Consider the following 13,068-nt stretch of genomic DNA (forward strand, 5'->3'; position numbering starts at 1 on the left):
GGCGCGTTAAAACAACAGAGTCCCACTTAAAAGCAGCAGTGGCCGGCGGCGTGCACCGCCGGCCACTGCTGCCAGGGAGTCCCCAAGGGAACCCGGTTCCGGGACCTTCCTAGATGGAGTTATCCGGAATCCGTGTCAGGTCCTCGTTATGGACCTTTCCCCGTTCTTTCTTTTTCTTCGGATCTTCCGAAGCCGGTGGAACGCCCGCGACGGCGCCCGGCGTCACCACGACGCTGACGAAGGTCGGTGCGCTGGCGCCGTCGAACGTGATCCGGCCGATGTACGAGCCGGGTGCCAGGTTCTGCCATGACAGCGCCAAGTTGCCGGATCTGCCGTTGTCGAGGCGCACGGGGTCAGGGGCTACCGTTGCGTTTCCAACGTTTGCTCCCAGGACCGCGGCATCCACAGAGGCCTTGGTCGCCTGGCCGCCCGGGCTGTCGTACAGATTCACGTGCATCCGGTAGGTCCCCGGTGCGGGGTTGGGGATGGACACCGTTTCACTGGCCGATGCAGTGGCTGCGACAATCGCCTGGTTGCCCGGCGTGATGACCACCATGTCGAAGTCGGCCTTTCCATCGGCCGAGAAGACGGACAGCTTGGCCAGCGGGGCACCGGCCGGAACCTCCACGGTCTTCACGAAGTTCGAGGCGTCAGTCGTGTAACTGAACGGCCCGGGAACCAGCTCAATGGCGGAAGAATCAGCTTTGGACAGCCCGTCGAGCGTCACGTTGGTAGGCGAATCGGTGCCTGAGACGATGCTGACATCTCCGGAGCCGTTGCCTCCAGTGGAGCTGAAGGCAACATTCTTGGGAGCCACCACTGACTGCGGGCGCACCGCGATTGGAGAGACCACGCTTGTGTCCGAGCCCTGCCAGGTGAGAGAACCCATGGCGAACTGCCCCAGTGCGGCGCTCTGGTTCTCGAAGGACACCTTGAACGTGCGCTTTTCGCCGGGAGCGTTGAAGGACAGGATGGACGGGGTCACCGCAACCTTCACACCGGGCACGCTTGCCTTGGCCCGGTACACGCCCGGGGTCAGCGCGGTCACCGTCCGGGTGACCTCGATCCTGCCTGCCAGGTTTCCGAGGGAGAAGGACGGAACATTCATGTCACGGGACCTGGTGCTGCCAAGGTCCGGAATGCCCAGGTCAACCCCGGTCCCCTGGATGAACCTTAGGTAGTCATCGCCGTCGGCATCGTAGACCAGGCCCGGGTTCAGCATCCGGGCCGGGTCGACCTGGCCGGCACCGGTGGCATGGACATCAGTGTTCTTCGAGCCGTCGGCGAGTTTGACGTCGCCGGCCGTGGTCATCATGGCCGATTTCACAGCAGCCGGGGACCAATGGGCGTTCTTGCCCAGGACGAGGGCGCCGAATCCGGCAACATGCGGAGCCGCCATGGACGTCCCGGACATGAACCCGAAGGTGTCCCCGCCGGCACCGATGGACGAGACGCCGGCCAGGACAGCAACGCCCGGGGCGGCGACGTCGGGCTTGAGGAGATCCGAGTCCGTGGCGATGAGCGGTCCGCGGGAAGAGAAACCGGCGATCTGCGGCTGCGCCTCGGCCGGCAGTCCGGTGGTGTCCTTGTTCACGAGCGAAACCGTAATGGCCGGGTTCGCGGTCACTTTGGCTTTGATCTCCTCCGTGGCAGGAGGGTTGACGTGCACGGTGGGCACAGAGTGCTTGTCCGCGTCGAGGGACGAACTGGTCACGTTGACCAGGATCATTCCGACACCGCCGCCGCGGGCCACCTCAGCACTCTTGGCTACGCGGTCATAGGTGCCGCGGTCACAAACCACCACCCTGCCGGAAATCTTCGCCGGATCCAGGGAACCCGGACCGCACAGCTGCGGGGCGGGATCCTGCCCGGACCCTGCATTAGCGGCGAGGACCACCCCGGCGCCGGTAACCTCGCGGTTCATGATGCTGGCGCCGCGGAACCTGCTGCCGTCCGAAAATTCAGCCGTGCCCTGCAGTTCCTGGGAGAAACTGCTCGCCGCAACCGTCGTGACCCAGGGTTCACCGTGGTTGACGGTGCTGGCTGCAGGCCCGGAGTTGCCGGCAGACGCCGCAACGAAAATGCCTGCCGAGGCTGCCGACAGGAACGCCAGGGACACCGGGTCCGTCGTGGTGGATGTGGTGCCCGAGATGGAGTAGTTCAGCACGTCAACGCCGTCCAGCACCGCTTGGTTGATGGCGTCGATGGAAGCGGAGGTGTAGCAGCCCCCCGTGGCGGGGTCGTTGTCTTCCCAGCAGATTTTGTAAATGGAAAGCTTGGCGGCCGGGGCAACGCCGCTGGTCACGCCGAAGCTGCGGCCGTCCACGAATGCCTCGACGTTAGGGTTGCCGGCGGCGGTGCTGGCTGTATGTGTGCCGTGGCTGCCGACGTCCACCGGGGAAATCAGTTCTTCCGGTGCACGGTCCTTCTTGGCCACGGTGTCCTCGAAGGCTTCGGAGAAGTAGCGGGCGCTCAGGACCTTGGAATTGCAGGCTTTGCCATCGAATCCTTCGCCCTTCTGGCACTCGCCTTCGAAGGTGCTGCCGTCCGACTTCAGCATGGCAATCCTGCCGCCCGCGGTGCGGTAGGGGACGCCGACCTGCGGCTCCCCTTTGAGCGGCTTCACCTCACCTCCGGCGAAGAAGGCGCTGGAGGGGGTGTAGCCGGAATCAATGACCCCGACCACAACGCCTTTGCCCGCGTTGTCGTGGCCGCCGAACTGTGTATTCCACGTGCCGTTGGGGCCACTGAGCTTGAGGAAGTCGGTGGTGGAGTAATCCGGTGCCCGCTGGGTATCAGGTGCGACCGTGAGGACGCCCGGGTCCTTGGCAAGGTTCACCGCCTGGTCAGCCGTCAGTGTGGCGCTGAATCCATTGAGGGCGGCGGTGTACCTGTGCCGGATCTGCACATTTTCCCGTTGGGCCAGCGCTGTCTGCTTGGCCTCAAGGTGGGACTGGTACCTCCGCACCTCGGCGCGGCGGGCGTCAAGCTTCCGCCCTGCCCGCGGTTTGGTGGCCGCATATCCTGCGGTGCCGCCGTCGTACGTGGCTGCGGGCTTGTCAGTGAGGACCACGATGTAGCGGCCCGCCTGGAAGTCCTTCGGATCAATGGTCTTATGCTCCCCCGCTTGCGTCATGCCCTGGGTGGGGGCGGCGACGGCCGGCGATGTGGCGAGGGCTGAAAGGAGCAGAGGCAGAGCGACACACAGTGCCGCTGCTTTCCGCACCCCCCGGCTTCGGAAGAAGCTTTTTCCTGCGGAATTCACGAGTGATTTGAACCTTTCAGAAGGAACGGTCCCGGCTGCGCCGCCAGGCTCATGCGGCCAAGCCGCGCGAGATTGACAGGTCCTGTCGATTCCCCCAAGGTCAGCCGATCCCCACAGTACCTACTGTCACGCGCTTATGACATATGCCACAAACCACTTTTTAAAATTTGTCACTCAGACCAACAGGCGCCCTTAAATGACGGAGGCGGGCACCCTGGAAGGGGTGCCCGCCGAGCCGTGGACGGAACCGGCGCCATCCGAAGACGGCTGCCCGGAGCGCTACTGGCGCGGAGTGCGGACCACCTCGCTGATCCACTGGCGCGTCTTCTCGTCCACATGACCCGCCGTGCGGCTGTTCCTGGCGGCGCGGTCCGCCTTGATCTTTTGCAGAACCATCCTCCCCAGCCCTGCGAACACGGCGGCAACGACCACTGGCAACACTACGGATTTCGGTTTTTGAGCCATGCCGCAATCCTACTGACGGGGCCGACGGCGGACCAGAGCCGCCGTCGGCCTTCACAGGAGGCCAGCGTCACTGGGCCCGAATACGGCTTGCGCCGCTGGGGCCGGTAGAATGGGCAGGCAAGCTCGCGGAGCGCCCGTCCATGTTGTGCCATTTGTGCCAGAAGGCCGCAGACGAACGGCGTGAGACGGCACCACTCCGCTGCGCCCTTACCCAATGCTCACGCACAGGAGTTACCGGATGCCCCGGATCGTTGTCGACGTCATGCCCAAGCCCGAGATTCTGGACCCGCAGGGGAAGGCCATCGTGGGTGCACTCCCCCGCCTGGGCTTCACCAGCTTTAGCTCTGTCCGCCAGGGCAAGCGCTTCGAACTGACCGTCGACGGCGAGGTGACCGAAGCAATCCTGGCCCAGGCCCGGGAAGCTGCCGAGACCCTGCTGTCCAACCCGGTGATCGAGGACGTCGTCAACGTCGAGGTCGTCGAGGCCTGAGATGACTGAACTCCCCCTGATCGGCGAGGCAGTCGCCGGCGCTCCAGGTGCTCGCAGCCTCGCGGGCGCGAAGATCGGCGTCATCACCTTCCCCGGCACGCTCGATGACCGCGACGCTGCGCGCGCAGTCCAGCTCGCGGGCGGCACGCCCGTATCCCTGTGGCACGCCGACACGTCACTCGGTGACGTGGACGCCGTCATCATTCCCGGTGGCTTCTCGTATGGCGACTACCTCCGGGCCGGTGCCATCGCGCGTTTCGCTCCGCTGATGTCCAAGGTTATCGATGCCGCCAACTCCGATGCCAGGCTGCCGGTGCTCGGCATCTGCAACGGCTTCCAGATCCTCACCGAGTCGCACCTGCTGCCCGGATCCATGATCAAGAATGACCACCTGAAGTTCATGTGCCGCGACCAGGTGCTGCGCGTCGAGAACAGCCGCACCGACTGGACCCTCGATTACGCCGAGGGCCAGGAGATCACGGTGCCGCTGAAGAACCAGGACGGCCAGTACATCGCCGACGACAAGACGCTGGACGCGCTCGAGGCTGAAGGCCGCGTCGTGTTCCGGTACGTGGGCTTCAACCCGAACGGCTCACGCCGCGACATCGCCGGCATCTCCAACGCCGCCGGCAACGTGGTGGGCCTCATGCCGCACCCCGAGCACGCTGTGGAGCAGGGCTTCGGCCCCCAGTCCCTGGACGGCATCGGCGGGACCGACACGGACGGCCTGGGCTTCTTCACTTCCGTACTGAACAAGATTGTGGGAGGCGCCAAGTGACCACCTCAGCTGAAACCGTCGGCAAGAAGTTCAACATCGACACTGTCGAGAACGCGGCCAAGACCCCGGACACCGAACTCCCCTGGGCCGAGCTCGGCCTGAAACAGAACGAGTTCGACGAGGTCGTGAAGGTCCTGGGCCGCCGCCCCACGGGCGCCGAACTGGCCATGTACTCCGTCATGTGGAGCGAGCACTGCTCCTACAAGTCCTCCAAGAACCACCTGCGCCAGTTCGGCGAAAAGGTGACGGACGAGATGAAGAAGGACATGCTGGTGGGCATCGGCGAAAACGCCGGCGTCACCAATCTGGGCGACGGCTGGGCCGTGACGTTCAAGATCGAGTCCCACAACTCGCCGTCGTTCGTGGAGCCTTACCAGGGCGCCGCAACCGGCATCGGCGGCATTGTCCGCGACATCATCTCCATGGGCGCCCGCCCGGTGGCCGTGATGGATCCGCTGCGTTTCGGAGCGATTGACCACCCTGATACGGCCCGCGTCATCCACGGCGCCGTCGCCGGCATCGGCGGCTACGGCAACTCGCTGGGCCTGCCCAACATCGGCGGCGAAATGGTCTTCGACTCCGTCTACCAGGGCAACCCGCTGGTTAACGCGCTGGCAGTCGGCGTCATGCGCCACGAGGACATCCGCCTCGCCAACGCCTCCGGCAAGGGCAACAAGGTGGTGCTGTTCGGTGCCCGCACCGGCGGCGACGGCATCGGCGGCGCCTCGGTGCTGGCCTCGGAGTCCTTCGACGACACCAAGCCGTCCAAGCGCCCCGCCGTCCAGGTGGGCGACCCGTTCGCCGAGAAGGTCCTGATCGAGTGCTGCCTTGAGCTGTTCAAGGGTTCACTGGTGGAAGGCATCCAGGATCTGGGTGCTGCGGGCATCTCCTGTGCCACGTCCGAGCTCGCCTCCAACGGCGACGGCGGGATGCAGGTTGAGCTGACCTCCGTCCTGCTGCGCGATCCCACGCTGACCCCGGGCGAAATCCTGATGTCCGAGTCGCAGGAACGCATGATGGCCGTTGTCACGCCCGAGAATGTCGCCGCTTTTGAAGCGGTCATGGACAAGTGGGCCGTGGAGTACTCCTGGCTGGGCGAGGTGACCGACACCGGCCGCCTGATCATCACCTGGGACGGTGAGGTCATCGTCGACGTCGACCCGCGCACCGTGGCCCACGACGGCCCGGTCTACGACCGCCCGTACGCCCGGCCGGAATGGCAGGACGCCGTGCAGGCGGACGCCTTCACCGGCTCCGTCCAGGACACCAGCCGTCCCTCCGCCCCCGCGGAACTGGCCGCCGCCGTCACCGAGCTCATTTCCTCGCCGAACATGTGCGACAAGTCCTGGATCACGGACCAGTACGACCGCTATGTCGGCGGCAACACGGCTTTGGCGTTCCCGGACGACGCCGGCGTGGTCCGGGTGGACGAGGAAACCGGCCTGGGCGTTGCCCTGGCCACCGATGCCAACGGCCGTTACACCTACCTTGACCCGTACCAGGGCGCCCAGCTGGCACTCGCCGAGGCCTACCGCAACGTAGCTACCTCCGGCGCCGTGCCCATGGCCGTCAGCGACTGCCTGAACTTCGGTTCCCCCGAGGATCCTGACGTGATGTGGCAGCTCGCCGAGGCCATCCGCGGCCTGTCGGACGCCTGCATGGAGCTGGGCATCCCTGTCACGGGCGGCAACGTCTCGCTGTACAACCAGACCGGCACGACGCCGATCCACCCTTCCCCGGTGGTTGCTGTGCTGGGCAAGCTCGACGACGTCGCGCGCCGCACGCCCTCCGGCTGGCGCGAGGACGGCCAGGCCATCTACCTGCTGGGCACGACGGCCGCAGAGCTGGACGGTTCCGAGTGGTCGAACCTGCGCGGACACCTCGGCGGCCTGCCGCCCAAGGTTGACCTGGCGGCCGAGCGCGCCCTGGGTGAAATCCTGATCAACGCCTCCCGCGACGGCATGGTGGACTCCGCGCACGACCTCTCCGAGGGCGGCCTCGCGGCAGCTCTCGTGGAGTCCTCACTCCGCTATGGCGTCGGTGCCCGGATCGCGCTGCAGGATGTTCTGGACCGCGACGGCATTGACCTGTTCACGGCGCTGTTCTCGGAGTCCCAGGGCCGCGCCATCGTGGGCGTCCCCCGCTCGGAGGAAGTCCGCTTCACGGACATGTGCACCGCCCGTGGCTTCGCCCACATCCGCATCGGTGTGGTGGACGCTGCCAGCGGCCAGCTGGAGATCAACGGCGTGGACGCACTCCCGCTCGATGCCCTCCGCGAAGCCCACGAGGCCACCCTGCCGAAGTACTTCGGCTAAGCCCTCAGGGCACCAAACGCGAACGGACTCTTGCAGCCCCTTGGGGCCACAAGAGTCCGTTCGCGCTTAACCTGTCGATCAGTCCTCGCTGTGGATTTCGCGCTGGCGCGCGCTGAGCAGGTCCATTTCGGGGCGGGCGGCCACAAAGCGTTCGACGGCGGTGAGCACCTCCACGAGGTGCGCCCGGTCCGCGGCGACGAGGCCGGCGCCGAGCCGGGTGCGCCGGTATTGGTCCTGCTCCCCCACCTCCGCCACGGAGACGTCATAGCGGCGTTTCAGTTCAGCGAGCAGCGGCCTCACCACGGAACGCTTCTCCTTCAGGCTGTGAACATCACCAAGGAGGATGTCGAACTCAATCCATCCGATCCACATGCCCTCATGCTACCGGCGTCAGCCGGCGAGGGCGTGCTCGCATTCTGCGATGGCGTCGCGGGCGTACTGCTGCTGGGCCGGCGTTCCCACCCGGTCCGCCCATTGCTCGGCCAGTTGAAACTCCACGAGCGCCTCGGCGAAACGGCCGGCGCCATGGAGCGCCCAGCCCAGATTATTGTGCAGCGCCACCATCCAGCGCCTGGTGTTCGGGTCATGGGCCGTAGAAGCGTACTCCAGCGCACTCCGGGTCCACAGTTCCGCATGGTCAGCATCGGCGATGGCGAGCATGTGAAGGGCATCCACGGCGAGGAACTCCTCACCCAGGTGGTCGCCCAGCTCTGCGGCCTGTTCGAACAACGGAACCGCCATCGCCGGGTGGCCGCTGGAGTTCAGGATCCGTCCGCGCTCGAGAATGATGCGGATGCCGATCGTGGGTTCGTCCTCGCCGTCGATCGAGTCCAGCAGGGCATCGGCCTCCTCGAAGCGGCCCTGCAGCCCGATCGCCCGGCCCAGCTGGGTGGCGAGCTCCGCCCTTTCGTCGGCGTCGTACTTCTGGTCGTCCATCGCTTCCCGGAACCGCCGTTCGGACAGCCCGGGGTTGTCGAAATCCCACAGTCGGTCAAGGGTCTTTTGGTCCAGCATGTACCGTCTCCTGATCAGCTTTCACCGGTTGCGAGTTGGCGTGCCCCTTCAATGTATCGGGAAGTGATGTACCGCTGCGCCGCCCTGGCCAGCAAACCGCCTGCGGTGTAAAACCAGTTCGAGTGCCTGCTGAAGGCCGTGATCTTGAGAAACACACGTTGCTGTTCGTCGATCACCACTTCAAAGGCTTCCTCACCCCGTTCGGGATGGCCGGGGAGTGTTCCATAGGCAAAGCCGGCCGACTGCGGCCCAGCGCCCGGCGCAGGCTGCCGCACCCAGACCACCTCGCAGGGTGCGTTGATGCGGAACGGCCCGACGCCGAAGCCGCTCACCACGCGTGCGCCGGGAACCACGGCGTCGGACTCGGTGCGGACCCGCAGCCCGGAGCGGCGCTGCAGCTCCCAGGAGAGGATGCCCCGGGCCACCCGGCGGTACGTCGCGTGTCCCTCTCCCAGATACGTCTGCGTGACCAGGCAAGGGAACCCCGCAGGGGGCATCCCGCCCTGCGTGGAGCCGATTCCCGGGTAGTTGAGCTCACCCTGCGCCAGGCGTCTTTCAGTCATTGCCCACGAGTCTGGCCCATCCGAGTTGCTCACGCTGCTTCCGGCTCAGCGAGGCAACCACGAGGTCGTAGGAGTCCTCCACCATGTCGCGGATCATGTCGTCCGGCAGTGTGCCGTCCAGCCTGACGCCGTTCCAGTGCATCTTGTTCATGTGCCAGGCGCCGGTGATCTCGGGATGCACGGCCCGCAGCTGTTCGGCCAGTGCCGGTTCGCACTTCAGGCTCACGGACCAGTCCTCCGGATCCATAGTGGACGCCGCGAACATCTTGGCCTCGTGCCTGGCTCCTCCCGCTACGGCCGCCCGGACTTTGAAAACCGACGTCTCCGGGCCGAACGGGAAGTCCTCAAACGCGCCAGGGAACGACAGGCAGATTTCCCTCAATTCGGCTGGATTCATGCAGCGAGCCTACAAAGCCTTTCCCTGCGGTGCTAGTCTGCGAGCATGGCAGCAGGTCAGCAGACCATACCCGTGCTTGACCTTGGCGCGGCACGCCAGGCCGATGGATCGTTCAGCCCGGACTTCATAGGCAAGCTCCGCGATGCCACGCACCGGGTCGGCTTCTTCCAGGTCACCGGCTACGGAGGTTCACCCGGCCAGGCGAAGGAGCTGCTGGCCACGATCAAGCGCTTCTTTGATTTGCCCCTCGAGGAGCGGATGAAGCTCGACAACCGACTCTCGCCCCATTTCCGTGGCTACACCCGGATGGGCACGGAAGTCACCCAGGGAAGGGCGGATGCGCGCGAACAGATCGATTTCTCGCCGGACCGCGAACCGGTAAGGGATTATCCTCCCGATCAGCCGTACTGGCTCCTCCAGGGCCCGAACCTGTGGCCGGATGAGTCACTGCCTGAGCTGAAGCCGGCGGCGATGGCATGGGCCGGGCTCATGGCGGAAGTCGGGGCGGAACTGATGCGCGCCATCGCCGTTTCCCTCCGGCTGCCGGAAGACTACTTTGATGAACCCTTCCGGGACTCACCGGCCTGGATGGGCAAACTGGTCCACTATGTCGGCGGAGTCGTCGAGGAGGCCGGCAACCAAGGCGTCGGCTCGCACGCTGACTACGGTTTTGTGACCCTCCTCCTGCAGGATCAGGTGGGCGGGCTGGAAGTGCTCCCGCCGGGCGCAAGCGAGTGGGTGCCGGTGGAACCCATCCCCGAAGCCCTGGTGGTGAACCTCGGTGAAATGCTGGAGGTGGCCACCGAGGGATACCTCGCTGCCACGATCCACCGGGTGCAGGCGCCGCCGCCCGGGGTGGACCGTTACTCTGTGCCGTTCTTCTGGTCGCCACGGCTCGATGCGGTGATCGATCCGGTACCACTTCCGGCAGAACTCAAGGCGCAGGCCCGCGGCATCTCCGACGACCCTTCCAACCCGATGCTCGCCTCGTTCGGGCTGAACATGCTCAAGGGCAGGATGCGGGCGCACCCGGATGTCACGCAGCGTCACTACCCGGAGCTGATGAAGCGCTGAGCTGTTCCGGAGCTTGGCCAGCCAACGGTCTCAGAGTCCGTAGTGCCAGCCTTCGCGGGCAGGGCAGGAGTCCACCACGACATCCAGCCCGGCGGCCTTTGCACGCTCCACGGCGGCGTCATCGAAAACACCCAATTGCAGCCAGACTGCCTTGGCGCCGACGGCGATTGCCTGGTCAATGACCGCCCCGACCTTTTGCGAGTTCACGAAGCACTCCACGACGTCGATGGGGTGCTTCGCCAGCGGTATGTCGGCCAGGGAGCGGTACCCCTTTTCCCCGTGGACATCGTCCCCGCGCAGGTTCACGGGAATGATCTCCATGCCCATCCGGTCACGGACGTACAGGGCCACGTCATAGGCGGAGCGCCATTCGTTCGTGCTGAGGCCGACGATGGCCCACGTCCCCTTAGTTCGCATGAGGCGTTCAATCACTGCTCGATCGTTAACGTGTGCCATGCAGCCAGCCTACTCCTGCAGGCTTTGCCCACGTTCATCGAATAAGTGAACGCCTCAGCGGACGTCGCAGTCGGCCTGGAAGGAACCGCCGACGGACTGGAAACAAGAAAAGTGCCGGCCTGGATATTGATGGGGGACAATGTCCAGGCGGCACTCTCACTTCGGTAATCGACGGGCGGGCCCGGGAGGTTACGCCGACTCCAAAAGTTTTTGGAACTTTTTTTGCGGCCGAATCAGGGCTTCCCGGGGACAGGCTCGGTCGGGATTGGGCTGGGCACCGCGCCGGGGACATTCGGTGGCAGCGAAGGAAGTGACGGCAGCGGCTTGGCAGGCAACTTGGGAGCGGTGCCGGTCCCGGGAATAGCGGGAACGTGTGCGGGCCCGGCAGGCGGAGTCTGCGTCTGCTTTCCACCACCAGGCTCAGCTGAACCGTCCGAGTGGCGCGGCTCGGCCCCGGCCGGTGCCGACGGCGAGGTCGTTCCTGCCTGGACCGGCGCTGAAGGTACCGCCGAGCCCGTTGGCCCGAGCACGGGAGGCATGTCAGCGGGCGAAAGAGGGGCCGTGTCGGGCTCGGGTGCCGTCGTCCGGCCGGCAGGCTGGAGAATGTTCTCCACGGCGTGGCCCACGCTGCGGCGGAAGTCCTCGCTGGAGGCTGCCACGGCGCCGGCGCCAAGGCCCATTGCCCCGACCACTGCGGCGCTCACAACGATCCCCATCCTCCGCTGCCTGTTGCGGCGGCGCAGTTCCAGGCTGGCCACGCCCGGCGTGAGCAGTGCGGCGAGGTCCGCGCGGGGTGCCGGGGCAGCAACCTGGGCCAGCCCGCGCAGTTCCTCGAGGGACCTGCGAAGATCGGCGTCCTCTTCGAGCCCGGAATCCAGGAGGATCGCCTGGATCTCTCCGTCTTCTCGGCCTGTCGGCGTGACACTCATGATGCTGCGTGGTCCTTTTCCTTGACGAGTTCGCGCAGGGCAATGAGCCCGCGCCGCTGGAGCTGTTTGATGGCTCCGGGGGTCTTGTTCATAATGCCGGCCACCTGTTCGACCGAGAGGTCCGCGACAATCCGCAGGACCAGGACTTCCCGCTGCTCGTCATTGAGCTGCGAAAGCGAGGAGGTTATTCCGCCCAGCGACCCGAGGACCTCGTCCTCGGCTGACCGCGACCGCCGCTGGTCCTGCGATGGGTCGAATTCGGTCAGGTGGGGCGTTCTGGCGGACCGGCGCCGGTAATCGACGAGCCGGGCGTGCGCCACCGAGAAGATGAACGTCCGCAACCCGGTGTGGCCGCCTTTTACACCGGTCAGTTTTGGCAGGATATCCACAAAGACGTCCTGCGTCAGGGCTTCGGCGTCGTCCACGCCGCGGGCGCGGAAATAGCCGAGAACGGCGGGGGAAATGGTGCTGTAGACAGCGCTGAAGCCGGAAGGGTCGCCAGCAAGGGCGGCTGACAATTCGTCATCGGTCAGCTGGGCTGCCAAGAAGCTGTCCTTCCCTTACTGCTGGTGTGCGGCGGTAGTAAGCCTAGCCGCCGCACACCTCGCAACCCTATTTGGGGATCGCCCTATTGCGCGGTCCCGTAAGGGATCGTGTTACTTGCCGGCCTCGGGCAGGTCGGCGTCAGCTTCAGCGTTGGCCTCGGCATCGGCGGAGACCGACGGGGCGGCCGGGGTGCCGACCTTCTCCGAAACGTCCGGGACAGCCGGGGTGGCGGGAACGGCCGGGGTGGCGGGAACGCCGGCGCCGCCGGGAACAGCAGGCGTGGCGGGGATGGTGACGTTCACGTCTGCACCGGCGCCCGAGGCGTTGACCTTGGCGTTAGCGGCGTTCTTGTCGGCTTCCACAGCGGCGTCAGCAGCGTCAGCAGCCTCGCCGGCAGCCTTGGCCTTGGCGTCCGGCGTCGCGGGAACGGCGGGGGTGGCCGGAACTGCGGGCACCTCCGGGACCTCAGGCGTGGCGGGAACAGACGGCGTGGCCGGAACGGCGGGCGTAGCGGGGGTCACCTCTGCGTGCTGCGAGCTGGCTACCTGGGCCGCGTTGGCCAGTCCGATGCTGGAGAAACCTCCGATAGCGATGATGGCGGCGCCGACAGCAATCTTGGTGGTCTTGCTAACACTCTTCATGAGAAAAAATCATCCTTTGGTTGGTTGAAGGCCGGGCCGGGGGCCGATGGGGGACAGTCCCGGCCCGGCGCTTACACAGACGTAATCGCAGCGGATGGTGCGCAGGTTACGCGGCAACGGAAATTCTTTTTATTG

General features: G+C 65.8%; 14 protein-coding genes. 4 read left to right on the forward strand and 10 right to left on the reverse strand.

Going from position 1 to position 13,068, the window contains the following annotated elements; all coding sequences use genetic code 11:
* Positions 1–109: 109 nt before the first annotated feature.
* Together AC5RUM_RS01260 and AC5RUM_RS01265 are read right to left on the reverse strand one after the other, a co-directional pair.
* A complete protein-coding gene (locus AC5RUM_RS01260) occupies positions 110–3,265 on the reverse strand; it encodes a S8 family serine peptidase (RefSeq protein WP_494033233.1) in 3,156 nt (1,051 codons plus the stop codon).
* A gap of 279 nt (positions 3,266–3,544) precedes the next feature.
* Positions 3,545–3,730, reverse strand: a complete 186-nt coding sequence (locus AC5RUM_RS01265; protein ID WP_494033234.1) for a hypothetical protein — start codon at positions 3,728–3,730, stop codon at positions 3,545–3,547.
* A 238-nt stretch (positions 3,731–3,968) separates the two neighbouring features.
* Here AC5RUM_RS01265 and purS point away from each other — a divergent pair, with 238 nt between their 5' ends.
* The 3 genes from purS to purL are packed head-to-tail and all read left to right on the forward strand — an operon-like array spanning position 3,969 to position 7,313.
* Positions 3,969–4,220, forward strand: a complete 252-nt coding sequence (gene purS, locus AC5RUM_RS01270; RefSeq protein ID WP_400579806.1) for a phosphoribosylformylglycinamidine synthase subunit PurS — start codon at positions 3,969–3,971, stop codon at positions 4,218–4,220.
* A 1-nt stretch (position 4,221) separates the two neighbouring features.
* On the forward strand, positions 4,222–4,998 hold the full coding sequence (gene purQ, locus AC5RUM_RS01275; protein ID WP_494033235.1) for a phosphoribosylformylglycinamidine synthase subunit PurQ: 777 nt from the start codon (positions 4,222–4,224) through the stop codon (positions 4,996–4,998).
* Positions 4,995–7,313, forward strand: coding sequence for a phosphoribosylformylglycinamidine synthase subunit PurL (gene purL / locus AC5RUM_RS01280; RefSeq protein ID WP_494033236.1), 2,319 nt, complete (start codon positions 4,995–4,997; stop codon positions 7,311–7,313). Before purQ ends, purL begins: the two co-directional genes overlap by 4 nt.
* Before the next feature lie 78 nt (positions 7,314–7,391).
* Here purL and AC5RUM_RS01285 read toward each other — a convergent pair whose 3' ends face one another.
* Genes AC5RUM_RS01285 through AC5RUM_RS01300 form a run of 4 tightly spaced genes read right to left on the reverse strand, consistent with a single transcriptional unit; the run spans position 7,392 to position 9,287 of the window.
* Complete coding sequence (locus tag AC5RUM_RS01285; protein ID WP_494033237.1) at positions 7,392–7,685, reverse strand: DUF503 domain-containing protein; 294 nt, start codon at positions 7,683–7,685, stop codon at positions 7,392–7,394.
* 18 nt (positions 7,686–7,703) lie between these two features.
* Positions 7,704–8,327 carry a hypothetical protein gene (locus AC5RUM_RS01290; RefSeq protein WP_494033238.1) on the reverse strand — a complete coding sequence of 208 codons (624 nt, stop codon included), beginning with the start codon at positions 8,325–8,327 and terminating at the stop codon, positions 7,704–7,706.
* 14 nt (positions 8,328–8,341) lie between these two features.
* Positions 8,342–8,890: a DUF1990 domain-containing protein gene (locus AC5RUM_RS01295; RefSeq protein WP_494033239.1), complete on the reverse strand. Its 549-nt coding sequence runs from the start codon at positions 8,888–8,890 to the stop codon at positions 8,342–8,344.
* Complete coding sequence (locus tag AC5RUM_RS01300; protein ID WP_494033240.1) at positions 8,883–9,287, reverse strand: MmcQ/YjbR family DNA-binding protein; 405 nt, start codon at positions 9,285–9,287, stop codon at positions 8,883–8,885. Before AC5RUM_RS01300 ends, AC5RUM_RS01295 begins: the two co-directional genes overlap by 8 nt.
* A gap of 45 nt (positions 9,288–9,332) precedes the next feature.
* On the opposite strand from AC5RUM_RS01300, the gene AC5RUM_RS01305 reads away from it, so the two are divergent.
* Positions 9,333–10,361, forward strand: a complete 1,029-nt coding sequence (locus AC5RUM_RS01305; RefSeq protein WP_494033241.1) for an isopenicillin N synthase family dioxygenase — start codon at positions 9,333–9,335, stop codon at positions 10,359–10,361.
* Between the two features lie 30 nt (positions 10,362–10,391).
* On the opposite strand, the gene AC5RUM_RS01310 is transcribed toward AC5RUM_RS01305, so the two are convergent.
* From AC5RUM_RS01310 to AC5RUM_RS01325, 4 genes are all read right to left on the reverse strand, one after another.
* A complete protein-coding gene (locus AC5RUM_RS01310) occupies positions 10,392–10,817 on the reverse strand; it encodes a CoA-binding protein (protein WP_494033242.1) in 426 nt (141 codons plus the stop codon).
* A gap of 233 nt (positions 10,818–11,050) precedes the next feature.
* A complete protein-coding gene (locus tag AC5RUM_RS01315; RefSeq protein ID WP_494033243.1) occupies positions 11,051–11,746 on the reverse strand; it encodes a hypothetical protein in 696 nt (231 codons plus the stop codon).
* Positions 11,743–12,291, reverse strand: a complete 549-nt coding sequence (locus tag AC5RUM_RS01320) for an RNA polymerase sigma factor (RefSeq protein WP_494033244.1) — start codon at positions 12,289–12,291, stop codon at positions 11,743–11,745. The genes AC5RUM_RS01315 and AC5RUM_RS01320 overlap by 4 nt, the downstream gene beginning before the upstream one ends.
* Positions 12,292–12,402: 111 nt before the next feature.
* Positions 12,403–12,933, reverse strand: coding sequence for a hypothetical protein (locus AC5RUM_RS01325; RefSeq protein WP_494033245.1), 531 nt, complete (start codon positions 12,931–12,933; stop codon positions 12,403–12,405).
* Between the last annotated feature and the right edge of the window lie 135 nt (positions 12,934–13,068).

The sequence above is a fragment of the Arthrobacter sp. B2060 genome, assembly GCF_059090445.1.

Excerpts from the sequence above, each read along its gene's own strand:
- AC5RUM_RS01265 (WP_494033234.1), bottom strand. The coding sequence starts at position 3,730 with ATGGCTCAAAAACCGAAATCCGTAGTGTTGCCAGTGGTCGTTGCCGCC.
- purS (WP_400579806.1), top strand. The coding sequence starts at position 3,969 with ATGCCCCGGATCGTTGTCGACGTCATGCCCAAGCCCGAGATTCTGGAC.
- purQ (WP_494033235.1), top strand. The coding sequence starts at position 4,222 with ATGACTGAACTCCCCCTGATCGGCGAGGCAGTCGCCGGCGCTCCAGGT.
- AC5RUM_RS01285 (WP_494033237.1), bottom strand. The coding sequence starts at position 7,685 with ATGTGGATCGGATGGATTGAGTTCGACATCCTCCTTGGTGATGTTCAC.
- AC5RUM_RS01290 (WP_494033238.1), bottom strand. The coding sequence starts at position 8,327 with ATGCTGGACCAAAAGACCCTTGACCGACTGTGGGATTTCGACAACCCC.
- AC5RUM_RS01295 (WP_494033239.1), bottom strand. The coding sequence starts at position 8,890 with ATGACTGAAAGACGCCTGGCGCAGGGTGAGCTCAACTACCCGGGAATC.
- AC5RUM_RS01300 (WP_494033240.1), bottom strand. The coding sequence starts at position 9,287 with ATGAATCCAGCCGAATTGAGGGAAATCTGCCTGTCGTTCCCTGGCGCG.
- AC5RUM_RS01305 (WP_494033241.1), top strand. The coding sequence starts at position 9,333 with ATGGCAGCAGGTCAGCAGACCATACCCGTGCTTGACCTTGGCGCGGCA.
- AC5RUM_RS01310 (WP_494033242.1), bottom strand. The coding sequence starts at position 10,817 with ATGGCACACGTTAACGATCGAGCAGTGATTGAACGCCTCATGCGAACT.
- AC5RUM_RS01315 (WP_494033243.1), bottom strand. The coding sequence starts at position 11,746 with ATGAGTGTCACGCCGACAGGCCGAGAAGACGGAGAGATCCAGGCGATC.
- AC5RUM_RS01325 (WP_494033245.1), bottom strand. The coding sequence starts at position 12,933 with ATGAAGAGTGTTAGCAAGACCACCAAGATTGCTGTCGGCGCCGCCATC.